The following is a 26,228-nucleotide window of genomic DNA, read 5'->3' as shown; positions in this document are numbered from 1 at the left end:
ATTTGACAAAACAATTATTTCTTCAAAAATGTTTAAATGCTGTCTATTTTACAGCCGCAGATTTCAGCAGTTAAAATCTGCGGCATAAAATCTTACTTACAGTTTGTTATACACAATATCGAAATAAGAACTCTTGTAATATGTTTTTGCACTTCCGCTGGTATATGACTGAAATTGAGGCGTTATCATATTCATGGAGCCTCCATCTCCATTCCACGCCCAGCCTAAAACCGTCCAGCCTTTATTTTTAGCATAATCCACAATACCTGACCAATCTGCACCAGAACCGCCGCTGTTGCCGAATTCGCCAATCATGCACTGTCTGCCCGACGAAGCAAGGTCATCAATATCAGAAGTATTCATATATCTGCCTTTTGCCTGATTATATGCACCTGGATAAATATGGGCAGAGAGAATAATTTTGGTGTCATTTATTTTGGTTTGTCCCGTCGAACATCCTTTTACGGCGCAGGCTGCTGTAGCTGTTTCCTGCCCCCAGCCCGGAATATCGATAATAATAGTTCCGCTGTACACTTTACGAACTTCTGTAATTGCCGTATTATAGGCCGCTGCATAAGCAGATGGGGTAATGTTGTGGCTTCCCCACTCGTTTGTCAGGTTAATGATAAAATTTCCTCCCAGATAGCTGTAATAATTTTTCCACCAGGTAGCCGCCGCATTCAATTCAGATGTGCTGTCGGACCCCAGCACACTGGATTTGTGATAAGAAACAATTACAGTAAAACCGTTTGATTTTGCCTCAGATATCCATCTTTTTGCATTGGTTTCCTGCCCTGGCTCTACTTCAATACGAACAGTCTTGATTTTAGTATTCTGCTTCATTAAATTCCAGCCCAAATCGCAGTTTCCGCCATTATAATAAGAAGGCTGTAAATTAACTCCATTTCCTATATCTCCAAAGGTGGATCCCGTTTTCGAGGTTAAACCTGAATTTAATACTGATGGCACTTCGGTAGTTTCTGTTTTCGCAGCTGAAGCTGTCTGATCTGTTTCAGATTCTTCGCAGCCTGCAAATACTGAAATACTTAAAGCTAAAAATAAAACATTTGCTGTTTTAATACTCTGTTTAATAAAATGTGGTTTTTTCATAAGATAGTTGTTAAGTTAATGAAGAGTTTAAGGCCTTAAAAAACTTCGATACAAATATTTAGTTTTAAGTAAGATAAAACACATCTTATTTTATCAAACAACAATACAAATAACTCATTTCAAACCAATTAAAATAAACTTACAACAAAATAAGTGTTAAAAACATTCATTTATAACAATCTTTCCTTAGCGCATCATAGATTATTAAAAAAGCGAAACACGCTGCTGGCTATAAATGCAGATGATTATAAAACAGTATTAGCAAAGGAAATGAATAGACAAATTGAAAATGGTTTTTATCATATTGTTTTATTTTTACCCAAATTTTGTGTTCCATGAAATAACCTTCTAAAATTTTAGTTTACAGTTTTTAAGAATTTAAGAGACTATGGAATTGATAATAGCAGAGCATGAAGAAATTTGAAATAAAAAAGATATCCGAAGATAACTGGATGGTTTACCATAATGAAGTGCCAAAATTTACCTGCCATTTTGAAAATAAAAAATTCAATTACAGCAGAACAATAAATGGACTTTCCAACCCAACAGGTGATCCAAAAGAAATTCAGCTGCTCCAAAAAATGGAAAAATGGCTTAGCCAGTATCATAAAGATAAAATAAACGGCTAAAACAAAACTATAATGGCTTGGTTCCTTCTTTCTACAATCCAATAAATCCAGTACAATACTGAACATTAAAAAAATATCTGGGCAGTAATATTAACCCGGAAAAAAACAGCCAGATTGCATCACAGCTTTTAAGTTTAAAACAGAGAAAGGTTTGCCATAAAGTGTCAAAGTTTTTTAATAGCTGCTAATCAAACACTTTTTACTTACAAAGTGTTATGGTATCTTCTAAATTTTCCTTTGTGATAACCGCTTTTTTCGCAAATGTTGTGCTAAACAATTACTATTCAATACTTAAAAAAATTGTCTTAATGCTTTAGGAGATAATATATCGGCATATCTAAATTTAAAGAGATTGATGTAAAAATTTCTCTTTTACCATTATAATTTAAATTATGGTAAGTATATACTACTTTACAGTAAATAATTTTTAATTTGCTAAATTAGTTATTTATAAAAATACTCCTTAAATAACTAATGTATGATAACTTTAACTAAATCCGAAGCTGAACATGTGTTTAATTATTATTCAAAAATATTAATAGGTAAACCTATTATGAAACACGGTAATTCAAATCCAATTCTAATATCATCTATCCAAATAGAAAAATTGGAAGAAGATATTTGTACTATAATGTGTATAGGAATGGTGAACGGCAGGCCAAGTACAAAGACTTTTAGGAAATTAGAAAGCATCATACAAGAATTTAATCTTGTTCTGATAGAGGAGGTTCTATCAAATCCAAATTTATAGATAAAACATATCCATCTTCTTTAATATATTCCATTTGAAATGCGTTAGGATGTTTGTCCATGACTTCTTTTAATTTATCGAAATGAAGACATGCTTCTTCGACTATTGATTGTGTGTAAGGCATAATTTTTATTTTTTAATTATTCATTCACTTAAAAATGGCGGAATGATTAGCCGTATTATTTTTTAAAAAAGCCTCTGTTTTTTCAGAGGCTTTAGTTTTAGTGTTGATATTTTCTAGGTATCAATAACAGGTTCATTGATATTATGAACATGGAGGTAAATATAACCTCTATTATGACCCAAAAATGCCAAGAATTAATTATATTAAAGACTTCTGTTATTAGAAGTATAGAATTTATTATACACGCGATAATACCTATTGTAGTTGTAAACGTGTTCGCTGGAAAAATAAAGTTTATAAAACCAAATAAAACAGTATTGGCAGATAGAGCCAAATCAAAAATAAGGAATAATAAAAGTCTAACACCAATGATAAATAAAACTATTTTTGACCAAGTAGCTAAACTATTAAACCAATTAAAACCGTCTAAAATAATGTTATCAAGAAGCCATATTACAAAAACGTACGTTAAAGCGTTAAAAAGTATGCTTGCCAACACATAAGCTACAGAAAGAAGCACCTCTCTTAATTTTCTGAAAGACTCATCCATGCGCTTAATATTACTTAGAAAAAGTTTCTATTAAAACTTCTCCATCAGCAGTTGTTTTCCATTTTAGCTTTTTATTTGTCAGTTCTTGTAGTGTGAACCTCGAAGAAGAACCGCTGCCATACCATTGAATTATTATTGTATTTCCGGATATTGAATAAGAACCGGATTCGGTAACATCTTTTCCATTAGTACCAAATCCAATATAAGTAAACGTAACGGAACCGCCGGAAGTAAATTTAACGATGTCCTGCGAATCAACTTCTTCACCACTTAATTCGCTTCTTACGTGGTTCCACGTTCCCACCAGTTCGGAAATTTCAATTGTTGGTGATTGTTCTTTGTTCTCGTTATCATCACTAGAACACGATGAAAGTGTAATAGCTACAAAAGCTATTAAGGAAATAATTTTTCTCATAAGGAGTAGTTTTTTTATCACTAAACCCAGAGTGATGTTGTTAGATAGAAAAAAAGCGTGGGTTTATAGCCTTTATCAGTCAGAGGCTTCCGACGGCCCACACACAAACAAGTACTACAAAGCCCACGCAGAAGCGTGAGCATTAGAACTTATTTTTCGATGTGTGTTGAAATTGTCGGAATTCCTGACACGAAAAATAGCTAACGCTAATATTTTATTTTGCAGAACAAATATATAAATCTATTCTTTCTTTTTTCTATCTTCTTTAGGATTATATTCTAATCCTTTTTTTAAGTTTAAATTGAACATAGACAACTCTTCTTGTTTTTTTATTGGTTTTTCTTCTTTCTCTATCTTTTTTTCAATAGATTCAAAGTTAATCTCAATTTGTCCGTTTGCTCTATCAATCATTCTGTTGAATCCATGCTTAAACTCTGCCCAACTGTTTGAAGCACTCATAATACCTATTACTTTGTATATTTGTGCTGTCAATGCAGGATGCCCAATATCAGGTGTAAGACTTTGAAAGAATCTCGCAGTATAGTTTCCTGATTCGCTTTTAGGTGTTTTAGATTTAAGTTCTTCTAAAACTCCTTTTGGAAGTTGCTTATATATTAACTCGTTAGTCCAAGTACCAATAACCCTTGGTCTTTTTTTAATTCCGTTTACAGTATAGTCCCAGTTGTTTAATCTGAAGATTTCAAAATAAAAAGAATCTGGAAAGTTTTTCTGCCATTTTAGAAGTTCTGTATTTATGTAAGCTTTAAGAACTACTTGTAAGGCATCTTTCTCTCTTTCATATTGGTAACCTGTAGCCTCATCAACTAAAGCAACAATACCAACCTTTGCAACGGAACGTATAATTATTTCTGCAAACGATGCATAAACCAGCTGTCTGGGGGTTAATTCGCCAGCGTTTTTTGCTTCAATTATAGTATCACACAGATCAATAAGAATAGTTGCGTCATGTCCGTAAGTCTTTGATGCAGAGCCTCCTGCGCCTGACCTTTCAAATTCTATAGGACTATTTAGAGCCTCAAAAACACCAGCGGAAAAATGACCTTTAATTTTTTTGTTGTTCACAAAATTAATAAGCCAGTCACCAGAAGTTCCTTCATATCCAAGCGCTTTTTGGATTCCATTTCTAGACAAAACTCTTTGTCCATTACTTAATACATAACAAGGAATTTCAACAGAACCAAGTTTTAAAGGTGTCTTATCAGAACCGTGAGTTGCGGTTAATACTTCTTTTTTAGCCATTGATTAACTCTTTATAAGTGATACGATTTTCCATATTTAAAAGCAAGTTAGTAAATCTAGTGAATTGTGTTTGTTTTCTCTGATTAAATCTGAAAACAAATTCATCAACGTATTTCTGCATGTGTTTTCTGCTCCACCAGTTGTAAATGCCATTGTAACCACGCTTTAAAATACCCCAGAATCCTTCAATTGAATTGCTGTGTATTTCCGGATTATTAAAGTCAACGTATTGTTTTTTTCCGTGATCTACTACATGATGATCAAAATGATTGTGTAAGCCTCTGTAACCGTGCCATTCATCAGATATAAAAACACTATCCTTTTGAACATGTTTTAAAATGATTGGCTGAATGGTTTTAGATTTTGTGTCTGGAATCACAAACGCTCTAACAGTTCCATCACGTTGCAACAAACCTAATACTGGTGTTTTATCTTTGAAACTGCGTCCTTGTGATTGTGCTACTTTTTTATCCTTGTGGCGGTTCTTGTTCTTTCCTCCGACAAAAGTTTCGTCCGCCTCAACTATACCATCCAACTGCTCATCATCATCAATCCCAAAACAGTTTCGAATGCGTTGTAATAAGAACCAAGCTGATTTCTGAGTAATGTCTAACTCTTTGGATAATTGTATTGAAGAAATTCCTTTCTTATACGATGTAGCTAACCATATAGCTAAAAACCATTTCTGCAGTTCAATCTTGGTGTTGTCGAAAATAGTATTAGTCTTTACATTAAAGTATTTTCCTGTGTTTTTGCATTGGTATTTATTGCCCTTGCATTTATAAACTTTAGATTCTGCATCAAATGGACTTATAACTTCGCCATCCCAACGTAGTTCCTCTAAATGATTTATGCAAGTTTGTTCATCAGGAAAAGCCTTAATTAAGTCTAATACTGATTTTATTTCTTTATTAAACATGAAATGTTTTGTTATAGGATTCGTAAATTTAAGATTATTTTAAAAACCCTCTAATTAACTTAGAGGGTTTTCTTACTCCATAATTTGATTACATTTGAATTATCACATTAAATTAATCAATTATGGAAAATTTTAAAAAGTTAAAAGACAGAGAATTATTAGAATTAATTCTAATTAATCAGGTTAGCATCATGCAAACAGCAAGTAAGATGAAGGAAGTAATTCACAGTCTAAATTCTCAAATGTATTCAGGAGCACATAATGACAAAATTCGTATTTATGATGAGCTTATGAGTCATGCAGATGGTTTTAAAATAGAGTTTGAAAATTATCTTTCTAATGAAGAGTAACTGAATTTGTACTCAGATTCTATGTTTTTTTTAAGTCTTTCAAAATCATTGTCTAGTTTTTCTTTTGACATGTTTGCGGTTGAATGTTCATTTAATTTTTGCTTTACATAGTCTAAAGTCTTTAAACAAAATTCAATTGATTGTCCTTGCATTATAAGACATATCTCATTTGCCAATTCTTGTTGTTGTAGTAATGCAATAGATGATTGTTTCATTGTTTCTTGTGACATGATTAAATAATTTAGAGTTATTAAATAATGAACCCCAAGGTGTTTAGTCTTGGGGTTCAAAAGTTGTTTCGTTAAAAGTATTTAGCTACAGTAACGCTAATTTATTTTACTGTAAAGTAGTATATACTTACCTAAATTATAATCCACTCCAGCCATTAACGACAACGGGAAATTAGCCATTGTATACCCCAGTTTCAGACCAGGTTTAAATAAAGCCTCAGTCTTTAATCTTGGAAAATTCTTGCTTTCGCTATTTAGATTGACAGAGAATGGATTTCCAATATCAAAAATATTTAAGAATAAACTGAAGTAAGAACTTGAAGAAGCCTTACGATTTTTTATATAATCACTAAATTTATTATAATTTTCATACGGTTTTTCATTATTTGTCTTTTTGGTAAGAGCTAATCCAAGAGGTATTGTAAGGCTAATAAATTGATTATTCTTATTAATTTCATATGCAATTCCAGGAAAAGATTGAATTGCAACAGTTAAATTATTATGAGATTTATACATGGTCGCACCAGGGGGAAGACTAAAGGCATCGATAACTGCTAGTGCTTCATCTATACCTTTTGCTTCTTTCAATACTGTGAAAAGAATGTTTAATCTTACTACTGATTTTATAGTTGATAATTGGTGTTCCACTTCAACTTTATTGTTTTTGTTCTCAAACTCATCGGTTAAACGACTCTCTAAAGGCATATATAAAATGTCATCCAAATCCACTAAAAAAGGCTCCGATGTCTTTGTCCTAGAACCTTCGATAAAATTAATAACCTTCAGTGAGTATTCTTGAAGCTCAGTCAGTTCATTGTTTTTAAGTTCATCTTCAAAATAAAAATCCTTGTATACTTTTAAATAAATTCTATTGAGCCATTTTGCATTTTCCTTTGCACTTTGCTTTAAATTGAGATTTGTTTTATAATCCTTATAAAGTAAGCTTATTTCACTTAGTTTATTAAAGAAATCGAAAGCCCTTTCTTCAAATGATACTGGCGTCTTATCTAAAAAATCATTCTTTATGATAGCTCTAGCCTCACTAAGACTTTTATACAACCTAGGTGACTGCACAAAAAGTAAAGAATAAAAATATTTCCTCCCCTGACTGTTTAGATTAGTTAATTCTGAAAGGGAAAGCAAATGCTGCTCTGATATGGTATTAGATATATTTTTATATATTAAATTAGCAAGACCGATACGTGGAACTGTATCATTTTCCAAACTCAAAACATTCTCAATGTTATCACTCTCAAAAATTGTAAAGATATTTTCATATGCAGCACTATATTGATTTTCAACACCTGACAACTGTTTTTTATTCCATTTTAAAATATTTTGAGGTAAATTTTCAATATCAATATTTGATGCACTTTGCAAATCCTCAACAGTCCAAAACTGATTTTTTTTTGCTACTTCCACAAGAGCATAAGTTTCAGGGAAAAAATCAATAAGATCCTTATTAGAAAGTAACTCATTCGCAAAGACTGCATTACTCAATTCTTCTTTAATTCTCTCAGAGAGAAGTCTAGCTAAACCATTTGCGAGGGAAGTTACTTCAAGATTACCTCCAAAAAAAGGTTTCGCCTCTTTTGTCATTTGTACCGGTTTGGCTTGCTGTTTATCAATTGCTACCCTAATAAAATTTTTAAGAGACTGCGAAAATAATTGTAAATCTACCTGTATTTTAAAAGAAAGCAATATTTCGAGATCATCCATAAAATTTAAAATATTTTGGATATTTTGGATCTCAATAGATGAAATCTCATTTTTTTTATTGCTTGCTAGTATCGCTTTACAAATTAGCCTAATTTCTTTACTGCGGTTAGAAAATAAATACGCACCATAATAAGCATGATTTGCGGATTCGGTTTCTACATAGCCTAAGTCATTTTCCAATACATCACAGGCTCTAATAAGTTCTTCATTATCGAGAAAAAAATTTATATTCTTAATTACTGATCTATATTTTTTTTGGTTTTTATATTTAGCAATTAGCTTATTAAAAAAAATATCCTTGTGTTTTTGCTTTTCACTATTATTCATCTTTGCAAAATTTTCAATATCCTGCATGTTCTGGGTGTAAATTGTATTTATAACCGATAACGAGTCAGATTTATATTTCTCTGATCTTAAAAATAATTCATTACCTCGTTTAAATATTAATGTCTGAGTTTGACTTGGATCCATCAATAAATTAACATTTCCATATGGTGGATTCCAAAAATAATAATCAGTCTTTTTAAAAAATTTTAACTGAATTCTTTTTTTCATATACAAACTATCAGGTAAAGTGATACGTAGAAAACCCTTATGGTAAGCATGGTTAATCTTTTGATCGATTCCAACAAAATCACCAACCGTGTTTGGTAAAATTGATAATTCATTACCATTGGATTCTTTTAGCTCAAAGTTGGAAACATGCAGTGTCTGTCCAAGACATTGTTTATATGTCAGAACTACTAACAATAATATTTTCCATAAATTATTTCTCATCAAGATAAAACACTGGATTTGTTTGGCTTACATAATATTCTTTACTACCATTGTAGGAATAATTTGCTGAAACAATTTGAAAATGATATGTCTCAATATTGGTAATGTCAGCTAAGTGTGTTATAGTACCAAAGTCATTCGAAATACCATCCAAGCCTAATTCTTCACTCAATACACGAATCCCCTTTATTGGTTCTTCTTCATTTCTAGAATAAAACTTAAACACGAATTTGGTCTTTTCCTTACTTACAAATAATGTAATAGCTTTGCTTTCAGTAATTAAAAATTTACTTTTACCTTCTATTTTAAATTTATTGTTTGAAAGCTTAAATTGAACACTGTCTTCATAATATCCTTTGGATAACTCAAAAGAAGCTATACCTCTAGAATCAACATCTGCAATTATAGACTTATTATTATTGGAAGGAATAAGTATCAAACCATTATCAAGCGTTCTAATGGGGATATCAGATAGACCTTTAGTTCCCTGTATCTGTACATTAAGGGTTTTCTGGTCATCTAAACCATTAAAAAACACACCTAGTATTACTACAATTACAAATGCTGCGAAAGGCCCTCCGGCCTTTATTTGAAAACCAAGCGCCTGACCATTTACTTCTGCTATAATTTCAGTAATAGTAAATATCAATATGGCAACACAAACTCCGAATAATAAAAGAAAAAAGATTGCTGAGTAGCTGTTTTTTCACTATCAAGCAATTTATTGGTAAAGTAAATTACTGCAAATAATGAGGCTAAAGCCAGGGTAATATAAAGCCATTTTGGCAATGTTGTATTTTTATTCCCCATAAATTAATTTTCAAAAGATTAATAAATATACTACTATTTTTTTGTTAAATTTAACTAAAAATACTGAAAACAAGCATATTAAAAATTAATACATTACAAAAAAGTTAATACAATAATAGCCATTTAGGTAAAATATCTATTTTACTATATAAAAAAGCGAGGGAATATAATGGTTAATTCTCTATGATAACTTAGTCCATAAAAAGTATTGAGAAGATCTACATCTGGAAAGTTAGATTAAAAAAAAAATGACTAAATCAAAATAACGATCGTAAATTAATAATTATCCCTAAAATGACTTAGAATATATCCAATAAAAAAAAATCGCTTAAAATTAATTTATGACACTAGTTTTTTATTTCAAATATCTATTAAAACAATACTTACAATAGGATTATCTTATATCTAATCTGAATTACTACATTTCCACAAATGCTGCCCGAAAACTCTTTTTTCAAAATGGAATCATATGCTTTTGCTGAAATGCCGTTTGAAACTATGGTGAATTGAGCTATTGCATTGTCTATGGATCTTATCATCGGTAAATTTTGAAGCGAATACTTTCAAAAGTATAATTTAATTTTACTTGTTTCAATTTGACTTTTTATATTCAAAATTTATTGCAAAAATTTACAAACGCAAAACAGGATAATAGAAATCACATCTTCATCAAATTAACGTTTTTTAACATTTAACCTCTACTATACATACAAACCGCCTCTAAACTAAAATTCAAAATAATTATCTTACAAATTCACTTGGAAATAAGCCAATTTCTTTAAATCCTGCATAAAATTTATGTGAATTTGTATCGTAGAGGTCACTCTTAAAGAAACGTTAAAACTTAGGTTTTAGCGTTTTTTTTATGTCTTTTCGATACTATTTAACCATCTTTTACGTCAAAAAATAAAAGGTTTATAAATCCTTTTAAGTTAACTCTACAGGACACAAACCAACAGTAAGGCACTTTAAACATAATACTTAACGATTTTAAATAATCATAATTTTAACAATAATTTTAGTTTACTGAAATAGTAAAAGCAGTGACGAGAGTCAAAAATATCAAGACAACATTCGCCCAAGAAAATTGCATTTTGCAAGTGATCCCCTTTATTTCTGCTTTTGGACTTATTTGGAAAAAAATAAGTTACCTTTATCGGGTATTACCACTTTATAAGTAATTAAAATTTATTTAAGCTTTAAATCCAATCCCTATGAACCAAGAAGAATTATTGGTATTAATTCGCAAAAAAGATGAAAGGGCTTTCACCCATCTCTATGATATGTATTCAAAAAGCTTGTTTTCAGTCATAAATGTTCTAGTAAAAAACCGGGAAGAAGCTGAAGATGTCCTGCAGGAAGTCTTTGTGAAAATCTGGAAAAATATCGATACGTACAACGAAAGCAAGGGCCGATTCTACACTTGGATCCTTAATATTGCAAGGAATACATCTATTGACAAGCTGCGATCCAAAAATTTCAACAACACACAAAAAAACCTTTCTTCGGATAATTTCGTAAATCTCTTAGATGATGGTAGTAAGCTCACAAACAGAATTGATTCTATAGGAATTCAGGAATTCGTAAAAAAACTGAAACCAAAATGTATCGAGATTATTGATCTGCTATTCTTTAAGGGATACACCCAGCAGGAAGCATCGGAAGAGCTTGCCATGCCGCTGGGCACTATCAAAACACAAAATAGAAACTGTATCAACGATTTAAGAAATTATTTAAAAATATAATGGAAGCGAATGAATATATTGAATCAGGCATTTTAGAACTGTACGTTTATGGCCTGCTGACAGAAAAAGAGAACCTGGAAATTGCCGAACTGGCCAGAGAAAACCCCGGGGTTGAAAGTGAAATCATTTCTATAGAAAAAGCTGTTTCAGCCTTATCATCAAGCTTCTCGCCTTTCCATTCGGTTGCTAATTTCGAGAAAATAAAAGCGCGTTTAGAGCTTAAACACAGTAAAGTTGTCAATATAAAACCAGCATCAAACCTGCCGCAATACTTGGGCTGGGCAGCTGCAGTATTATTATTGTTAGGTTTTGGATATCAGACTTTAGAATTGACAAGATCCAAACAGGCAGTCTCTGAGGCTGGAGGCGAAAAAAATAAAATTGAAAGAGAATATGCTTTTTTAGATCAGCAGAATAAACAGACTGAGAAAAACCTAAGCATTGTGAGAGATATTAAAAACACAAACGTTACTCTGGGCGGACAATCCGTATCTCCAGCATCATTTGCAAAAGTGTACTGGAACAAAGAAACAAAAACGACTTATATCGACGCAGCAGGTCTGCCAAACCCTCCAAAAGGAATGGTTTACCAGGTTTGGTCTTTAAAACTAAGTCCGGTGCTTACCCCGACAAGTATTGGTCTGCTGGATAATTTTGAAGGAAACTCTCAAAAAATCTTCGCCGTAAGCCAAACCGATTCAGCTGAAGCTTTTGGCATCACGCTGGAACCTGCAGGGGGAAGCCTGACACCTACAATGGAGCAGCTTTATACTTTAGGAAAAGTTTAAACCCATAATCAGTCCTAAATAAAAAGCGCCTATTGATCCTGTTGAATATGCGCTTTTTGGGATTTACTACTGCACACTGGCGGAACTTACACAGCCCGATTGCAGACTGCTTTAATTCTGCCGGCTGGAACGGATACCCTTTTCTTCTGCAAAAAGCTAAGGCCGTTTTAATATAAAGGATTAATAGAGCAGATACTTTTTAATGTATTTTTCTTTTTTACAAGCACATTGAAATAAAGAAAGAAAACTGTAAAAGAGTAAATATTTACATGAAAAAAATAAGATAAATTTAAACTTAGCGTTCGTTAATCTAACAGGATTCTATCACCAAAATTGGAAGAGAAATCATTACCCCTATTTTTTTAATTTTCTATTTAAATGAAATAATGAAATCCCATTTAAAACTGGTTTAATATTTATCATTTATTGAATTTTCCGCTCTCATTCTTTTATTATCAATTCTTGCTCAGCTGAGGCAAGATTGGTTTACTGCTTTTTTATAAGATGGATTAATGATGACAGATTATTCAAAGTAGAGAAGATAACTATAAAAATTTATTAATAATCATTTAATTGTCACTAAATTAATTGATCAAACTTTACCCAATGAGGAATGGATTACTCCTATGCAAAATTAAGTAAACATTTTTTGGAAGATTATGTTCATGGACAAACCCGTCGGCAGCGTGCAGCGCAACGACGGGTTCTATTTTTTTATTGTCTTTTTCAGACTATAGCACAGGATATAAGATGAAGTTGGTCAGATATTTACGACAAATTGATTTTGTATTTTTCTTCTATTGGTGAAGAAGCCTTATTCGGCGCAAACTGTCCTATCTGAAATACCTTCTCAATAAATTCAATACTTTGATCTACTGAAGTGTTTTCATTTTTTAAATGGCTGGCAAAATGGTTTGTTAATTTTTGAATAATTCTCGAACTGACTAAATCAATCTGAACATCATCAAAATTGGCTGTTTTCTTTTTTTGAAATGCAAATTCAGCAGATACAATTTCATTTAGCTTAGATTTTAATGCATGAATTGTCGGCGCACATTTCCTGCCGTTTATCCATGCACTAAATTCTAATTTCATATCCTCAATAATAGCTTCTGCAGCTGGAATATGCTGTTTTCTTTTCTCCAGCGTGTCATCAGTAATTTGGGATAAATAATCCAGATGTATCAAAGTTACTCCTGGTATTTCTTCTACATTAGCATCTACATTCCGTGGAATGGATAAATCAAGAATCAACAAAGGCTTATTTAAATCCAGTAAAGTTTTTTCAATAGTTGGGATCTGAGCGCCTGTAGCTACAACCAGCACATCGGCCCTTTGTATTTCTTTTTGTAAATCCGAGTAATCTTTTACAACAACATTGAGTTTTCCAGCTAATAATTCCGCCTTGTTTTTGGTTCGGTTTATAAGAGCTATATGGCTGTTTTTAGTGTGTTTTACTAAATTTTCACAAGTATTTCTGCCTATTTTTCCTGTTCCGAACAACAAAATATTTTTGTTTCCGATATCTGCAACACTTTTAATGATGAACTGTACTGATGCAAAAGAAACAGATGTTGCCCCAGAAGAAATTTTAGTATCTGTTTTGACTTTTTTGCTTGCCTGAATAACCGTATTTACCAACCGGTCCAGAAATGTATTTACCAAACCTTCCTGTTTGCTATGATTAAAAGCATTTTTAATCTGGCTGATGATTTCAAAATCACCCAGAATCTGACTGTCTAAACCTGTCCCCACTCTAAACATATGGTTAACAGCTTCCTGATTCTTATATATATAAGCAGCCTGCTGAAATTCTTCTACAGAACCATTGCTGTTTTCGCAAAGAAGTTTGATTAACTCATAGGGATGATGGGCAAAACCATAAATTTCAGTCCTATTGCATGTAGAAGTGACAATCAAAGATTCGATGCCTTCATCTTTGGCCTGCTGCAATAAATTAGATTGTCCTTTAGTATCTAAACTGAATTTTCCTCTAACAGCTGCATCTGCTTTTTTGTAGCTCAACCCTAATGCGTAAAAAGTGGTGGATCTGGACATATTAAAATTTTCCATATTTATGGTTTCCTTAAAAAGTTCAAAAATTATTACCTGCTAGTTTATACAACAGCGCTAGAAGTGCTTTTTATATCAATATGTAATAAATTGATTCAGACTGCCGGTTTTATATAATCTCCGGGCATTAAAACAATAACAGGCTTCGAAAATATTTATATACTTCAAAATAGTATTGAAATATAAAACGCTGCCTTTTTACAGGCAGCGTTTTGAGAAGAGATTTATTTTTGAACTATAGGAGTTCTCAATGATTCTAAAACAGCCACAATATCTGTATAAAGTTCTGTATTTGAAGCAACACCATTTGCATTGGCTGCAGCTCCAACGTATCCTTCAAATTTTGTATAGTCAGCACTGCTGGATTTTGTTCCCATACGAGGATTTTTTGCAGGATCATGCGCTGCTGACATACTCAAACCGGAATAAGTATTTACAACGTTTGTTCCTCCTGTATTAAACGAAAAGAAATCAGTCAGATTATCTGATAATTTAGCAATATTAGTAGACTGAGTAGACCCTGTTTCTGCTAATAAAGGGGCAAAATGTGCCTGTAAATTTCCTGAAGCGTTCGATTGGATATCAGCAACGATTAATCCAATAGTTGAATTTACCACTTTGCGGAAACTTAAACGTCCCTGCTCTATCATCTGGCCGGAATTATCTGGATCAGAAACCATTTTAGTTCCACCCAAACGATCGTAAATGGAAGCCTTAACTGGTTCTGGGGTTTCGTCGTCATTACTGCTGCAGGAAATCATAGCCGCAGACGCAGCGAGCAATACACTAAGTGTAAGTTTTGAATAAATTTTCATAAATTTAAGGTATTAAAGGGTTAATTAAAAAAATGATTTATTTTTTGAGAGAATTTATAACTCAAACTATTTTGATCCATAGGACAGACTTCTTTGTTTGCTAAATTTGCCGGCAGAATATAACGCTTAGCATCATAACGTCCTTTAGCTATCAACTCATTGAAAACTTTCTCAGAGTTTGTAATTTTATTATTATGGAAATACACCACAACATTTCTTTTAACGATAATAGAGTCAGATGTCAGACCTTTTATACTTCGTAAGTCGGCACAGATTTGTCTGGCCTGCAGTGAATCTATATCTGAATTAAAATCGATTCTGCTTACCTGCAGATTTGGAGTATCATAAACAGGTGGTTTTGCTGTTATAATGTGAAAAAGCAAAATGACGATAAATAGCCCAAATATTCCGCTCAGTATAAAAAATCCTTTTTTGATTATTTTATTAGTTTTCATAATTTTTTATGGTTTTAATATTATCTACGTGTACTTCATCCATGCGGTTTTAGAAATAACAGCAAATCCATCAATTTAGAATTATTATAAATACAGAATTTGCTTAATAATTTAATTGTAAAGTAGATACTAGAAAACTCTGGCAAGATTAAACCCAAAAAATATATCGCCTTTTGTCCAGTCTCCTGTTGTTCTTCCAAGATATCCAGCTTCATCAATTGCCTGTGAACTGGTAAAATGCATTTGAAAAACATGTCCGCCGGTTTCTAAATCAAAACCTATAGACAGCGGATTTTTATAAAGAGAATTTGGCGCTCTGTTTAAATGCGCCGCATAATCCATATTTAAAGACCAGCGTTTAGCGAATTTATATCTTCCTCCAAACCCTATGGCATATTGAGTATTGCTTTGATCTACATCTTCAACAAAATTTTGATGAAAGAACGAAGGCACAATTTCTAAAGACAGCTTTTCTGAAAATTTTCTTGAAATCAGCAATTGCGCTACATAAGTCAGCCTGTCTTTAAATTCAAGTTTGGGATACAGGCTTTCTTTTAACGTGTTATTAATAGACAAACTATTAAATCCGGCGATAGTAACAGGGAAACCGTCTTTTATTTGAGGAAACAGCATATATTTTGTTGCAAAGTCATAAGCAAATTCACTTCGGGCTGCACTTACATTAAGTCCATTTGTTACACCGTAAATAAATTTAATCTGCGTATTGGCATTATCGAGTCCATAAAAACCTTCAAAACCATCTTTAATAGAGCCGAATCGGTGTGCAACAACAAAATACAAATCGCCTTTTGCGGCCAATTTTGTAGATTCGAGATTAACGATTTTTAAGGCTTTGAATGCAGATGTCACTTTTTCTTTTGCAGAAGGAGTTTCTACTCCAGACAATAAATCGGTTTGGGAAAAGGTTAACAGCGGAAATAAAAAAAATAATAGAATAAAGTTTTTCATGAGGTTAGTTTTAAATTGTTATTTGTATTAGTGTACAACTGAAGATTGGTCTATTTTAAATTCCTGGAGCAATTCGTCATATCCTAAAAAACGCCCTTTAATTTTTAGGGTTTTTCCAGATATAATATTTTGCGGCAAACGGTTTTTGAATGTCACAAATACTTTTTTGCTCATAACAATTCCATTACTGGCTTTATCAATACTTGTTACTCGTGCAGATAGTTCAATTGTTTTGTCCTGATATTTGATGTAAGCCAGACTGTCGTTTGAAGTAAACTCTCTTTCTAGTTCGTTAACGGTTACAACATAATCGGCAGTTTCTGATTCTATATTTCTATGCCCTTTGTAGATGTAGAGGTACGCTGAAATTCCGATTATTATAAAAAGGAAAATTGTAATTAGTATTTTTTTTCTCATAACTGGTTTTTAGTATTTCAAATTATCTACGTTAAAAAATATCTATTGGATTTAAACCATTTAATGTGCCTCTTCCCAAATCTGTATCGTTCATTTCAACGTATATCATTTCAAATCCCTGATGATTGTTAAGATCATCAGATTATTTGTAACTAAAAACCAGACATGATGAATCCCAAAACCCTTTTCGCCATCTCTTCATTAGCTTCAATTTTTGTAAGTTGTGCTAACGATGATCCAAGTACTTTAATTGACTCTACACCAATTAATGGTTTGGCAACATACAATCAAAATGTAAAATCTATAATTGATAATAACTGTGTGGTATGCCATGCAGCAGTTCCTAAAAACGGGGCGCCAATGTCCTTGGTTACTTATGAACAGGTGAAAAATGCAGTTTTAAACAGAGGATTGCTTACAAGAATTTCTTTAGAAAATGGAGATAGTTCCTTAATGCCGCAAGGTGGACCAAGATTACCTCAAACCACTATCGACATTGTAAACAAATGGAATCAGGATGGGTTATTAGAAAAATAATCTATAGCAAGAACATGAAAAAAATCATAATAATGCCAATGATATTGGCTTCCTTTATTGTTTTTTCGCAGGAAAAAATAGTAACCAAATCTGCAACCATAACACTGGAAGCTTCAGTGCCTTCCTTTCAGCCGGTTGCAGGAACCAACAGCAATGTTACTTTTGTTTTAAACCCAGTAACAGGGGAAATAGCAAGCCTGGCTTTAATGAAAGGATTCCAGTTTGAAATGGCGTTAATGGAAGAGCATTTTAATGAAAATTATATGGAAACCGATAAGTATCCAAAAGCTGTTTTCAGAGGACAGATTGAAGGTTTTGACATCAAAAAACTAACTGACGATTATAAAGATTATACTATAAAAGGAAAATTAGAAGTGCATGGAAAAACTGCGGATATAAATGCCGATGCAAAGATTACAAAGTCGGGTTCCCGAATTACTCTTATTTCTGATTTTGAAGTAAATGCAAGTGATTTTAGCATTCCAATTCCAGCACTTATTAAATATAAACTGGATAATAAAGTCAAAATTCAAATTATTGCAGTTTTAAAATAAGACTGCGCAAAAGTAGAATGATTTTATAAAAAAATAAAAAACAAAATAATGAAAAAAATCATACTTATTGCAATGCTGTCTGTTTCCGCCATTGGCATTTCACAAGAAAAAATGCTCAGCAAATCAGGAAAAGTTACTTTTGAAGCTTCTGTTCCTTCTTTTGAGGAAGTTAAGGCTGTAAACAAGAACGTTACTTTTGTTTTGAATCCGGCAACAGGAGAGATTGCAAGTTTAGCATTAATGAAAGGCTTTCAATTTAAGGTCGCTTTAATGGAAGAACACTTCAATGAAAATTATATTGAAAGTGACCAATATCCAAAAGCAGTATTTAAAGGAAAAATAGACGGATTTGATTTTAACAGCCTAACTACGGATTTTAAAGTTTTCATCATAAATGGAAAATTGGAACTTCACGGAAAATCTAAGGATATAAAAACTACAGCAAGGATACGTAGGTCAGGAAAGGGAGTTAATATATTATCTAATTTTACTGTAGATTCAAATGATTTTAATATTGAGATCCCAAGTCTCGTTAAAAACAAAGTTTCAAATAAAATAAACGTTCAAATCGATGCTGTTGTAAATTGAGAGAGACAAATTTTTTTTTTTATAGGAATGACTGCCTTTTTATTATAGACCAAAACGAGAAATAAAAAGGCTTCGATTATTAAAACTAACTTAATTTATTAAAGATCCAATGTAAGTAGAATAGGTATTGATTATTAATCCGTAAATAATGTATATACCTATTTGCAGCTAAAGCATAAATCCGCAAACAATAGAATTTTTTCATACATATTGCGGCACGGGATTAACTAGCAATTCCATGTCGCCGAAAAAACTGCAGTTAAATCATATTACTTTTGTTATACTGGACTATTACTACGGTCATTTTAACTAAAAGAGTATCCTATGAAGCATTGTAAATGTCACTAACCTTTCTGAAAATTTCATTATATCTTGAAATTTCCTTTTACAACTTTTTCCAAACTTAGATTTAAAATATCCATTATTTCCTACCTATCAAGATTTTCTGAGCATTCAATTAATCTTTAAGACGCTGCTGCGATATATTTTATCTTATCAATTAAAAGAGCCTTAAAAATTCGTTCCCAATATTTGTCATTATAATGGTTCATAAACTTTTTGAGAAAGGCACTCCTATTTGTTTTTTCGGACGTTTAGGACTAAATTTGTAAATATGACAAAATTGATCAACCTCAATATCTTCAAGCGTTTTTTTAGCTCCTCTTCTTCAGGAGGCATTCTATTGCTTTTAAGTGTTGCCTTATCGCTTATAATAGCCAATACGGCATTGGCCGAACCCTTCAGCCAGATCCTCCAGCTGCCGCTGGGAGAAGATTTTGGAATCATTCATTTAAAATATCCGCTTACAACCTGGATTAATGACGGGTTTATGGCTGTATTTTTTCTGCTGGTCGGACTGGAAATTAAAAGAGAAATAATTGAAGGCGAACTCTCTTCTTTCCGGCAGGCCTCACTTTCAGTTCTGGCTGCGCTTGGAGGTGTTGCTGTTCCAGCACTTATCTATGCAGGTTTTAACAGCTCAAATCCGCAGACCTCACCAGGATGGGGAATTCCAATGGCCACAGATATTGCATTCGCACTCGGTATCATTTCACTTCTGGGTGACAGAGTGCCGGCAGGACTTAAAATATTCCTTGCAGCACTTGCCATCGTAGATGACCTTATTGCCATACTGGTTATTGCTGTTTTTTACTCAAGTGAAATTCATATCAATTATCTGGGCTATGCCGCAGGGGTTATGATGCTGCTTATTATACTGAACAGAATCGGAGTGAAAAATATATGGTTTTATATAATTCCGGGGATGGTTATGTGGTATTTCATCCATCACTCCGGCATTCATGCCACAATCGCAGGAGTTCTAACGGCACTCACCCTTCCTACCAACGATAACGACACTGAATCTCCGCTGGAAAAACTTGAACATGCCCTTACACTGCCCGTCAACTTTATTATAATGCCTGTATTTGCAATAGCCAACACCAATATCACTTTTGAAGACAGCATGGCCACAGGCCTTTTAAGCGGTCTTGGAATGGGTATAGTATTAGGACTCTTCCTGGGTAAGCCGGCAGGAATTTACATCATGTCGTGGCTGGCAGTAAAATTGAAAATTTCCGAACTTCCCGAAGAAACCAGATGGCCGCATGTGATTGGCCTGGGGATACTGGGCGGTATTGGATTTACAATGTCTATTTTTATTGCCATGCTATCCTTTAAAGAACCGCTGCTTCAAAACCAGGCAAAATTCGCAGTTCTTACCGCATCTGTTCTGGCTGGTATTACTGGGTACACCATACTGCGTCTTTATAACAGAAAACAGAAAAAACACCAGTGATGCAGCAGTTTTGTGCATAAAATTTTATACGCCCTATAGAACACTTATCAGAGCAGATTTTTATTTTTTCTCTTACTTTAAAAAGGTTTTATTAACATTAATAAGACCTTTTTTTACATGCCCGGCTGATGAGCCTTAAATTAGCATTTATCCGGATTTAAAACATCGGCGGTCCGCCGTCTTAATGCCGTTATACCTTTATTATGGAATGGCATCCTATTTTACTGCCGTCTTCTCCTCACAAAAATTATCTGTCCTGACGATAGAGCACTACGTTTTTAACAGCCAGCCTTTCATTGAGCCATTTTCTGAATTTCTCTTTATCGGCTGCAGGAAGCGGTTTTTCTGCATCATACGCGACAGCTGTCATATCAGCAAGCGAATCATTTTTAAAGGCAGCTTTCTGGCTGGCAATAGATAAAGAATTTATTCCAGGGAACAATATTCTGGTTTCTTTCAAAAAAGCGGCATTATTAAACTGGTAGCGCGCAAGCTCCTTCTGAAGTTCTATAATTTTAAGGTCTTTAGCGTTCAGTTCGTTTTCACTGCTTTTGATCTGGCTGAGAATATCTCCTTTTAAAGCATTGAAACGGTCGGTGCTGTCCTGCCTGATTATAAGATCAGTACCTTTGAGATACTTGTTCTCGCTAATCTTTTTCTTAAGAAAAATAATTTCGGAATCTGAGAATCTCTTGGAAAGAAAGGCCAGTTCCATAACTTTTCGTTTTGGGGTGTATCCTGTTTTCTTGTAAACCATGGTATAACCTTTGGCAGTGAATTCCTGTTCTGCGAAAAGATCTGTATTTTTGATGAACTGCTGTTTTTCATAAAGGGTATAGGCCAGATAACCGCTGGGGATAATCATTACGGTAATCAGTATGGAAATAAAAACTTTTACTTTTTTCTGCTGCTGCTTATCCACTTCCTCCTTAGCCGGATATTTAAGGTATTTGACAATCAGAAATGTTGATATGCCGATAAAAACGCAGTTGATGCAGTACAAATAGAAGGCTCCTAAAAAAAAAGTCCACTGTCCTGTGGCAATACCGTATCCTGCAGTGCACAGCGGGGGCATCAGCGCCGTGGCAATGGCAACACCCGGTATCGGATTTCCTTTCTCGGTCCGGGTGACGGCAATCACTCCCACAAGTCCCCCGAAAAAGGCAATCAGTATGTCATAAATATTAGGCGAGGTGCGCGCAAGCAGCTCAGACTGCACTTCCTTAAATGGGCTTAAATAAAAATAAACCGTGGAAAAAACAAGGCTTACCAGCGTAGCATTTAGCAGATTGCGGAGCGATTTTTTAAGAAGCGAGAAATCATAAATTCCCAGCGCAAAACCCGCTCCCACTATAGGCCCCATTAGCGGAGAAATAAGCATGGCTCCAATGATTACCGCTGTGGAATTAACATTTAAGCCAATCGAAGCCACGATAATGGCACAGGCAAGAATCCACATATTGGCTCCTTTGAAATCAATGTTTTTCTTTACGCTTTCAAGCGTTTTGTTCTTATCATCCTCACCTTCATGAAGACTAAAAAGTCCGGAAAATTTTTCCATAATAAAATTGTGATAAATGATGTTATTCAATTACACTAATTTAAAAAAATAAAAGCAGACATTTCCTAATCAATTTAAAGAATGCAAAAATACCCCAGATAGCAATCTATGATATACAGATTCTTACCATCTAAACTGTGTGATTCAAAAAAAGCCCTGATTTCTCAAGGCTTTTAAAAATTCATTTAAACTGCTTACATTTTCGGAAGCAGCACTGTATCCACCACATGGATAACTCCGTTAGACTGATTAACATCTGAAATGGTAACTTTTGCTTTATTTCCGCTTTCATCGCTTATATAAAGATCTTTGCCCATCATCCATGCTGTCAGAGAACCTCCGCTTACTGTTTTTAAAACCGCTTTTCCCTTGCCCGCTTTAATAACTTTGGCAATATCAGAAGCATTCATCTTTCCAGCAACCACGTGATAAGTCAAGATGGTTTGAAGCATTTTCTTGTTTTCTGGTTTTAAAAGTGTCTCAACTGTGCCTTGCGGCAGTTTATCAAAAGCTTCATTTGTTGGAGCAAAAACGGTAAAAGGCCCTTTCCCTTTCAAAGTCTCTACCAGATCAGCTGCTTTTACAGCCGCAACTAAAGTGGTATGGTCTTTTGAATTAACTGCATTCTCTACAATATTTTTATTAGGATACATGGCCGCTCCGCCTACCATTACTGTTTTCTGCGCAGATACCGTAAAACAGAAGCCCAATGTTAAGACTGCTAATGCTAAAAATTTTCTAGTTTTCATAATTACATTTTTTTTTAAGTTATAAAGACATCTACGCTGTAAAATGATTTATGGTTTTAAGAAAAAAATATACAGCTAAAGAAAATCAGTAAAAAAAAACGCAAGCTCCTTTAAAACAATAGTATAGCAGACAAAAAATAAAAATAAAAATTTTCTATATTTTCTAGGCAAAATTTTTTTAAATAAAAAAATTGCCTTTTAAAAACCGCATCTTCCAAAATTTCGTTAATAGAATTAATCAATTTTTATCCCCAATCAAGCGACAATAAATGAATTAAATTAAACATTTTTATTTGTACAGAAAATTAGCAGATCAAAATCTCTAACAAAATTTCACTCTGATTATATTAAAGCACTATGGAAACTATAATATCCTTACCAAATTTTGATTAGAATAATCTGCACATTATTTTATAATTTTACTAAAAACTAACTTGTTTTCTTTAGTCAATACTAAATTTTATTTTCAACAATTTTATAAAAATTATTACAACTTAAATAAATTTAAATATCCCTCTGTTTTAACATTTTTTAACTTTTAACCTCTACAGGACATACAAACCGCTTTTGATTTAAAAAACAAAACAATTATCTTACAAATTCACTTGAAAATAGGCTAATTTCTTTAAATCCTGCATGAAATTTGTGTGAATTTGTATCGTAGAGGTCACTCTACGGGACAAAAGATAAAAATCGTCTTTTGTTCCGTTTTTTTTCGCTCTTAATTCTCTGTTAATCAAACATATAGACTCAATAATTTTGTTCACTCTAGCGGTTTGTATTTTATTTTCTCGAATAGTGAAATTTTCAGGATAAATTAAACCAATTAAGCTCCTCTTGTCTGATAAATCCCTGTCTGCATAAGTTTCATTAAGCTTAATAAGATTATCAACGCCTTTGTTTAGTAGCTCTTCAATACTATGCTTCTCATTGACAACCATCGATAACTCTCGTTCGAGATTTGTAATTCGTTCATGATAGTCTTCTTTCATCACTTTGTAATCGTCCGGATCAATTTTTAATGATAATAAAAGATCTCTAGCATTTCCTAATCTGATCTCATAATCTTTTATCTGTTCAGCAAGTCTTCTTTTTTGCTCACCTGCACTATTTGATAAATCACGATGAGTTTCATAAAGCAGTGAAGTATATAATTTCTTAACCTCTGGTATCGGTTGGTATTTTTTTAGATTTTCGACAAAAAGCCTGTTAGCGTTTTCTGAATTGATCCTATATTTACAAGAGGCTTCGTAATGATAGTAATAATAATGTTTATGCCTTCCTTTGCATTTACTGCCTTGTAGCTTTTTTTGACACTTAGGACAGATAATAAAACCTCTTAATGCGCTATTTGAACAATTCAAAATACTATTCCTGAATCAGGCTAATAAAGCCTTAGGGCTTTATGAAATTTCCTCAGGTGGCATTACCGGTAATGTCGTGGATCTTCGTCTGATCTTCTCAGCTGCACCAAAAGCCAATGCTACCGCCTTGATAATGATTCACAATCATCCTTCAGGACAACTTATTGCATCGGAAGCAGACAAACAAACTACACATAAGGTTAAGATGGCCGGAGAACTTCTGGATATCAACTTCTGGATATCAACTTCTGGATTCACTGATTATTACTCCTGAATCCTATTATTCCTTTACAGATGATGGCGCTTTTTAAGTGCCCTACTCTTTTTATTTATTTATTTTTATTCGGTTTAAAAAATAGTTCCGCCAATTGTGAATACGCCGATATGCCATTTTTTTTGATTTTGGATAAAAAAGCATTAAAATTTAAATAAGAACTCAGAATGAATGATATTTTAAAAAACGATTCTTTGTATAGAAACAAAATAAAAACGACTTAAAATAGAATTATGAAGTTTTATTTTGATAGTTTTTTATTATTGCTTTAAGTTACAAAATAGAATATATAAATAGTAATATTTAAACTCAAAAACACTACTTCAAACAGAAATTAATTAAAATGGAAAAAAACGAGCTCAAATTTATCAGCTGTTAATAAAGGACATTATATTTTGCAAGTAGAAGATAAAAAAAGGTACAGAAGTTCATCCTATCATAATAAAATAAGACAATTTTATAACCTTTATAAAATCGTTCTCATTATTATAATCGTCTATTTTCATTATATATAAATTATCCTTTTTTAATTCAATATACTACTAAGCAGGCTTCAAAAAGCTATGTATTCTCAACAATGAATACTCATCAACTGCATATTACATCACTAACAACCAATGATTTATTTTAAGAATTAAAAAGCCAGATTAAATTTTATTGTGCCCTTTGTCACCATTCGAATAATATTTTCATTTGACTATTTTTCTAAAAAAAATGCAATGAGTTAAATCTCATCGCATCTTTTTAAACATTCGTTCACTTATCATTAAAATAGTATTAAGGCAAAACACCAATCAAGCAAAAAACTCTATGATAGAAACAATTAGATTTTTAATGAATTCAATAATTCTATAAGTTCCTTCTCAGATGGTCGAGGCGCATCAGCTGAAACAATTATTCCTTTTGGATCTATAAGAATAAATCTTGGAATACCTTCAACCATGTAATCATTAATAAAAGTCTGGTCTTCTTTAGCAAACAGCTGAAGACCTGAAAGTTTACTGTCAATTACCATTTTTTTCCACTTCTCATGGTCTTTTTTCTTATCAATAGATATACTGACAAATACAATGTTTTTATCATGGTACTTGCTTTCCACTTCTTTCAAAGATGGAAATTCTTTTCTGCACGGACCACACCAGGTAGCCCATAAATCGATATAAACATATTTTCCCTTTAAATCATCAAGCGATACATCTCCTCCAGTAAAATTTTCATAATTTATAAATTTTGGTGAAATTTTGCCGTTTAATGTAAGTACTTTCTGCCTCTCTTCGTAAAGCGAATTCATCAGTTTTACCAAACTTTCAATACTTTTTTTCTGGGCCTCAACGAAAATCGGATCGATATCTTTTGAACTTGTAAGCATTGTATTCAATTGCGCTTTTACGCTTTGCATCTTACTATCGAACTCAGCCTTGCTAGTATCCATAGAAGAAGAATCAAATGTCTTTATTTCAAGACGAGTTCGATCCGCTAAGTAATTGTTCTCCAATCTGCCATTACCTTCATATTTGATAGTTTGCTCAAGCTGCTTTGCATCAAAAGTAACTTTTAGATCATAACCGTTCTTTAAATATACTTTTGTCTTTTCTTTCCCATCAAAAAGGATATAATCGCCTTCTTTTACTTTTAAAGTATCGGCAAAAGAACCATCTTTTCCTACTTTAATCGTTTTAACAAATTTGTTTTGTGCAATTATCAATGAATCTGAATTTCTATTGGCAATTTTTCCTGATAAGGTAACATACTCCATAGAAGTAGCCTTTTTCCCTGCTGCAATAATAATGGCTATTGCAAGTATTAAAAATATTTTCTTCATTTTTCTTTCTTTCTTAAGTCATTTTAAATGGTACTCTCAAATAATTATTTTTTGTTTAATTAAAAGGGCTGCTTT

At 32.8% G+C, this 26,228-nt stretch carries 28 protein-coding genes and 1 pseudogene; 10 read left to right on the top strand and 19 right to left on the bottom strand.

Annotated elements, in window-relative coordinates; translation table 11 throughout:
* Positions 1–96: 96 nt before the first annotated feature.
* Complete coding sequence (locus tag GWR14_RS01270) at positions 97–1,110, bottom strand: glycoside hydrolase family protein (protein ID WP_163407138.1); 1,014 nt, start codon at positions 1,108–1,110, stop codon at positions 97–99.
* Positions 1,111–1,520: 410 nt separating this feature from the next.
* On the opposite strand from GWR14_RS01270, the gene GWR14_RS01265 reads away from it, so the two are divergent.
* A complete protein-coding gene (locus tag GWR14_RS01265; RefSeq protein ID WP_163407137.1) occupies positions 1,521–1,739 on the top strand; it encodes a hypothetical protein in 219 nt (72 codons plus the stop codon).
* A gap of 704 nt (positions 1,740–2,443) precedes the next feature.
* Here GWR14_RS01265 and GWR14_RS01260 read toward each other — a convergent pair.
* Entirely contained in the window at positions 2,444–2,614 is a 171-nt protein-coding gene (locus tag GWR14_RS01260) for a hypothetical protein (RefSeq protein ID WP_163407136.1), read from the bottom strand.
* 149 nt (positions 2,615–2,763) lie between these two features.
* Between GWR14_RS01260 and GWR14_RS01255 the strand changes: the two genes are divergently transcribed.
* A complete protein-coding gene (locus GWR14_RS01255; protein WP_163407135.1) occupies positions 2,764–3,117 on the top strand; it encodes a hypothetical protein in 354 nt (117 codons plus the stop codon).
* 57 nt (positions 3,118–3,174) lie between these two features.
* Here GWR14_RS01255 and GWR14_RS01250 read toward each other — a convergent pair whose 3' ends face one another.
* The 3 genes from GWR14_RS01250 to GWR14_RS01240 all read right to left on the bottom strand — a co-directional run bounded on the left by GWR14_RS01250 (position 3,175) and on the right by GWR14_RS01240 (position 5,758).
* Positions 3,175–3,579, bottom strand: a complete 405-nt coding sequence (locus tag GWR14_RS01250) for a lipocalin-like domain-containing protein (RefSeq protein WP_163407134.1) — start codon at positions 3,577–3,579, stop codon at positions 3,175–3,177.
* A 240-nt stretch (positions 3,580–3,819) separates the two neighbouring features.
* Positions 3,820–4,839 (bottom strand): P63C domain-containing protein, encoded by a 1,020-nt coding sequence (locus GWR14_RS01245; protein ID WP_163407133.1) that lies wholly within the window; start codon positions 4,837–4,839, stop codon positions 3,820–3,822.
* Complete coding sequence (locus tag GWR14_RS01240; RefSeq protein ID WP_163407132.1) at positions 4,832–5,758, bottom strand: IS1595 family transposase; 927 nt, start codon at positions 5,756–5,758, stop codon at positions 4,832–4,834. The genes GWR14_RS01245 and GWR14_RS01240 overlap by 8 nt, the downstream gene beginning before the upstream one ends.
* A gap of 122 nt (positions 5,759–5,880) precedes the next feature.
* Here GWR14_RS01240 and GWR14_RS01235 point away from each other — a divergent pair, with 122 nt between their 5' ends.
* Positions 5,881–6,108 carry a hypothetical protein gene (locus tag GWR14_RS01235; RefSeq protein ID WP_163407131.1) on the top strand — a complete coding sequence of 76 codons (228 nt, stop codon included), beginning with the start codon at positions 5,881–5,883 and terminating at the stop codon, positions 6,106–6,108.
* On the opposite strand, the gene GWR14_RS01230 is transcribed toward GWR14_RS01235, so the two are convergent.
* The 5 genes from GWR14_RS01230 to GWR14_RS01210 all read right to left on the bottom strand — a co-directional run bounded on the left by GWR14_RS01230 (position 6,087) and on the right by GWR14_RS01210 (position 10,183).
* Positions 6,087–6,338, bottom strand: a complete 252-nt coding sequence (locus GWR14_RS01230; RefSeq protein WP_163407130.1) for a hypothetical protein — start codon at positions 6,336–6,338, stop codon at positions 6,087–6,089. The two genes, GWR14_RS01235 and GWR14_RS01230, sit on opposite strands and share 22 nt — an antisense overlap.
* A 96-nt stretch (positions 6,339–6,434) precedes the next feature.
* A complete protein-coding gene (locus tag GWR14_RS01225) occupies positions 6,435–8,834 on the bottom strand; it encodes a hypothetical protein (protein ID WP_163407129.1) in 2,400 nt (799 codons plus the stop codon).
* Positions 8,824–9,483 (bottom strand): hypothetical protein, encoded by a 660-nt coding sequence (locus tag GWR14_RS01220; protein WP_163407128.1) that lies wholly within the window; start codon positions 9,481–9,483, stop codon positions 8,824–8,826. The genes GWR14_RS01225 and GWR14_RS01220 overlap by 11 nt, the downstream gene beginning before the upstream one ends.
* Positions 9,480–9,644, bottom strand: coding sequence for a hypothetical protein (locus tag GWR14_RS01215; protein ID WP_163407127.1), 165 nt, complete (start codon positions 9,642–9,644; stop codon positions 9,480–9,482). Before GWR14_RS01215 ends, GWR14_RS01220 begins: the two co-directional genes overlap by 4 nt.
* 383 nt (positions 9,645–10,027) lie before the next feature.
* Positions 10,028–10,183 (bottom strand): hypothetical protein, encoded by a 156-nt coding sequence (locus tag GWR14_RS01210; RefSeq protein WP_163407126.1) that lies wholly within the window; start codon positions 10,181–10,183, stop codon positions 10,028–10,030.
* 675 nt (positions 10,184–10,858) lie between these two features.
* On the opposite strand from GWR14_RS01210, the gene GWR14_RS01205 reads away from it, so the two are divergent.
* Entirely contained in the window at positions 10,859–11,389 is a 531-nt protein-coding gene (locus GWR14_RS01205; RefSeq protein ID WP_163407125.1) for an RNA polymerase sigma factor, read from the top strand.
* The gene (locus tag GWR14_RS01200) at positions 11,389–12,177 is read left to right on the top strand and encodes an anti-sigma factor (RefSeq protein WP_163407124.1); all 789 of its coding nucleotides are present in this window, start codon (positions 11,389–11,391) and stop codon (positions 12,175–12,177) included. Before GWR14_RS01205 ends, GWR14_RS01200 begins: the two co-directional genes overlap by 1 nt.
* A gap of 768 nt (positions 12,178–12,945) precedes the next feature.
* Here the strand turns inward: GWR14_RS01200 and hemA are convergent.
* The 5 genes from hemA to GWR14_RS01175 all read right to left on the bottom strand — a co-directional run bounded on the left by hemA (position 12,946) and on the right by GWR14_RS01175 (position 16,906).
* On the bottom strand, positions 12,946–14,250 hold the full coding sequence (hemA, locus tag GWR14_RS01195; protein WP_163407123.1) for a glutamyl-tRNA reductase: 1,305 nt from the start codon (positions 14,248–14,250) through the stop codon (positions 12,946–12,948).
* Positions 14,251–14,474: 224 nt separating this feature from the next.
* Positions 14,475–15,065, bottom strand: a complete 591-nt coding sequence (locus GWR14_RS01190) for a globin family protein (protein ID WP_163407122.1) — start codon at positions 15,063–15,065, stop codon at positions 14,475–14,477.
* A 20-nt stretch (positions 15,066–15,085) separates the two neighbouring features.
* Positions 15,086–15,520: a hypothetical protein gene (locus tag GWR14_RS01185; protein WP_163407121.1), complete on the bottom strand. Its 435-nt coding sequence runs from the start codon at positions 15,518–15,520 to the stop codon at positions 15,086–15,088.
* Positions 15,521–15,649: 129 nt separating this feature from the next.
* Positions 15,650–16,489 carry a DUF5777 family beta-barrel protein gene (locus tag GWR14_RS01180; RefSeq protein WP_163407120.1) on the bottom strand — a complete coding sequence of 280 codons (840 nt, stop codon included), beginning with the start codon at positions 16,487–16,489 and terminating at the stop codon, positions 15,650–15,652.
* A gap of 27 nt (positions 16,490–16,516) precedes the next feature.
* Complete coding sequence (locus tag GWR14_RS01175) at positions 16,517–16,906, bottom strand: OB-fold protein (protein WP_163407119.1); 390 nt, start codon at positions 16,904–16,906, stop codon at positions 16,517–16,519.
* Between the two features lie 168 nt (positions 16,907–17,074).
* On the opposite strand from GWR14_RS01175, the gene GWR14_RS01170 reads away from it, so the two are divergent.
* From GWR14_RS01170 to nhaA, 4 genes are all read left to right on the top strand, one after another.
* Complete coding sequence (locus GWR14_RS01170; protein ID WP_163407118.1) at positions 17,075–17,443, top strand: hypothetical protein; 369 nt, start codon at positions 17,075–17,077, stop codon at positions 17,441–17,443.
* A 14-nt stretch (positions 17,444–17,457) separates the two neighbouring features.
* Entirely contained in the window at positions 17,458–17,997 is a 540-nt protein-coding gene (locus GWR14_RS01165) for a YceI family protein (protein WP_163407117.1), read from the top strand.
* Positions 17,998–18,045: 48 nt separating this feature from the next.
* Positions 18,046–18,585 carry a YceI family protein gene (locus tag GWR14_RS01160; protein ID WP_163407116.1) on the top strand — a complete coding sequence of 180 codons (540 nt, stop codon included), beginning with the start codon at positions 18,046–18,048 and terminating at the stop codon, positions 18,583–18,585.
* A 613-nt stretch (positions 18,586–19,198) separates the two neighbouring features.
* Positions 19,199–20,383, top strand: a complete 1,185-nt coding sequence (nhaA, locus tag GWR14_RS01155; protein WP_163407115.1) for a Na+/H+ antiporter NhaA — start codon at positions 19,199–19,201, stop codon at positions 20,381–20,383.
* Positions 20,384–20,630: 247 nt separating this feature from the next.
* Here nhaA and GWR14_RS01150 read toward each other — a convergent pair whose 3' ends face one another.
* The 3 genes from GWR14_RS01150 to GWR14_RS01140 form a co-directional block, all read right to left on the bottom strand.
* Entirely contained in the window at positions 20,631–21,944 is a 1,314-nt protein-coding gene (locus tag GWR14_RS01150; protein ID WP_163407442.1) for a TIGR00341 family protein, read from the bottom strand.
* A 194-nt stretch (positions 21,945–22,138) separates the two neighbouring features.
* The gene (locus GWR14_RS01145; RefSeq protein WP_163407114.1) at positions 22,139–22,693 is read right to left on the bottom strand and encodes a fasciclin domain-containing protein; all 555 of its coding nucleotides are present in this window, start codon (positions 22,691–22,693) and stop codon (positions 22,139–22,141) included.
* A gap of 593 nt (positions 22,694–23,286) precedes the next feature.
* Positions 23,287–24,057: a hypothetical protein gene (locus tag GWR14_RS01140; RefSeq protein WP_163407113.1), complete on the bottom strand. Its 771-nt coding sequence runs from the start codon at positions 24,055–24,057 to the stop codon at positions 23,287–23,289.
* Between GWR14_RS01140 and GWR14_RS01135 the strand changes: the two are divergent.
* A pseudogene (locus GWR14_RS01135) lies at positions 24,041–24,368 on the top strand (JAB domain-containing protein); the annotation flags it as partial. The gene GWR14_RS01140 and the pseudogene GWR14_RS01135 sit on opposite strands and share 17 nt — an antisense overlap.
* A gap of 786 nt (positions 24,369–25,154) precedes the next feature.
* On the opposite strand, the gene GWR14_RS01130 reads toward GWR14_RS01135, so the two are convergent.
* Entirely contained in the window at positions 25,155–26,153 is a 999-nt protein-coding gene (locus GWR14_RS01130) for a TlpA family protein disulfide reductase (protein ID WP_163407112.1), read from the bottom strand.
* Positions 26,154–26,228: the final 75 nt, after the last annotated feature.

The sequence above is a fragment of the Flavobacterium ajazii genome (genome assembly GCF_010614725.1).
GTDB classification, from domain to species: domain Bacteria; phylum Bacteroidota; class Bacteroidia; order Flavobacteriales; family Flavobacteriaceae; genus Flavobacterium; species Flavobacterium ajazii.
The sequence above is the reverse complement of the archived record's forward strand: the minus strand, read 5'-3'. Positions and strand labels throughout refer to the sequence as shown.

Coding starts and splice junctions, on each gene's coding strand:
- GWR14_RS01270 (WP_163407138.1), bottom strand. CDS start 1,110: ATGAAAAAACCACATTTTATTAAACAGAGTATTAAAACAGCAAATGTT.
- GWR14_RS01265 (WP_163407137.1), top strand. CDS start 1,521: ATGAAGAAATTTGAAATAAAAAAGATATCCGAAGATAACTGGATGGTT.
- GWR14_RS01260 (WP_163407136.1), bottom strand. CDS start 2,614: ATGCCTTACACACAATCAATAGTCGAAGAAGCATGTCTTCATTTCGAT.
- GWR14_RS01255 (WP_163407135.1), top strand. CDS start 2,764: ATGGAGGTAAATATAACCTCTATTATGACCCAAAAATGCCAAGAATTA.
- GWR14_RS01250 (WP_163407134.1), bottom strand. CDS start 3,579: ATGAGAAAAATTATTTCCTTAATAGCTTTTGTAGCTATTACACTTTCA.
- GWR14_RS01245 (WP_163407133.1), bottom strand. CDS start 4,839: ATGGCTAAAAAAGAAGTATTAACCGCAACTCACGGTTCTGATAAGACA.
- GWR14_RS01240 (WP_163407132.1), bottom strand. CDS start 5,758: ATGTTTAATAAAGAAATAAAATCAGTATTAGACTTAATTAAGGCTTTT.
- GWR14_RS01235 (WP_163407131.1), top strand. CDS start 5,881: ATGGAAAATTTTAAAAAGTTAAAAGACAGAGAATTATTAGAATTAATT.
- GWR14_RS01230 (WP_163407130.1), bottom strand. CDS start 6,338: ATGTCACAAGAAACAATGAAACAATCATCTATTGCATTACTACAACAA.
- GWR14_RS01225 (WP_163407129.1), bottom strand. CDS start 8,834: ATGAGAAATAATTTATGGAAAATATTATTGTTAGTAGTTCTGACATAT.
- GWR14_RS01215 (WP_163407127.1), bottom strand. CDS start 9,644: ATGGGGAATAAAAATACAACATTGCCAAAATGGCTTTATATTACCCTG.
- GWR14_RS01210 (WP_163407126.1), bottom strand. CDS start 10,183: ATGATAAGATCCATAGACAATGCAATAGCTCAATTCACCATAGTTTCA.
- GWR14_RS01205 (WP_163407125.1), top strand. CDS start 10,859: ATGAACCAAGAAGAATTATTGGTATTAATTCGCAAAAAAGATGAAAGG.
- GWR14_RS01200 (WP_163407124.1), top strand. CDS start 11,389: ATGGAAGCGAATGAATATATTGAATCAGGCATTTTAGAACTGTACGTT.
- hemA (WP_163407123.1), bottom strand. CDS start 14,250: ATGGAAAATTTTAATATGTCCAGATCCACCACTTTTTACGCATTAGGG.
- GWR14_RS01190 (WP_163407122.1), bottom strand. CDS start 15,065: ATGAAAATTTATTCAAAACTTACACTTAGTGTATTGCTCGCTGCGTCT.
- GWR14_RS01185 (WP_163407121.1), bottom strand. CDS start 15,520: ATGAAAACTAATAAAATAATCAAAAAAGGATTTTTTATACTGAGCGGA.
- GWR14_RS01180 (WP_163407120.1), bottom strand. CDS start 16,489: ATGAAAAACTTTATTCTATTATTTTTTTTATTTCCGCTGTTAACCTTT.
- GWR14_RS01175 (WP_163407119.1), bottom strand. CDS start 16,906: ATGAGAAAAAAAATACTAATTACAATTTTCCTTTTTATAATAATCGGA.
- GWR14_RS01170 (WP_163407118.1), top strand. CDS start 17,075: ATGAATCCCAAAACCCTTTTCGCCATCTCTTCATTAGCTTCAATTTTT.
- GWR14_RS01165 (WP_163407117.1), top strand. CDS start 17,458: ATGAAAAAAATCATAATAATGCCAATGATATTGGCTTCCTTTATTGTT.
- GWR14_RS01160 (WP_163407116.1), top strand. CDS start 18,046: ATGAAAAAAATCATACTTATTGCAATGCTGTCTGTTTCCGCCATTGGC.
- nhaA (WP_163407115.1), top strand. CDS start 19,199: ATGACAAAATTGATCAACCTCAATATCTTCAAGCGTTTTTTTAGCTCC.
- GWR14_RS01150 (WP_163407442.1), bottom strand. CDS start 21,944: ATGGAAAAATTTTCCGGACTTTTTAGTCTTCATGAAGGTGAGGATGAT.
- GWR14_RS01145 (WP_163407114.1), bottom strand. CDS start 22,693: ATGAAAACTAGAAAATTTTTAGCATTAGCAGTCTTAACATTGGGCTTC.
- GWR14_RS01130 (WP_163407112.1), bottom strand. CDS start 26,153: ATGAAGAAAATATTTTTAATACTTGCAATAGCCATTATTATTGCAGCA.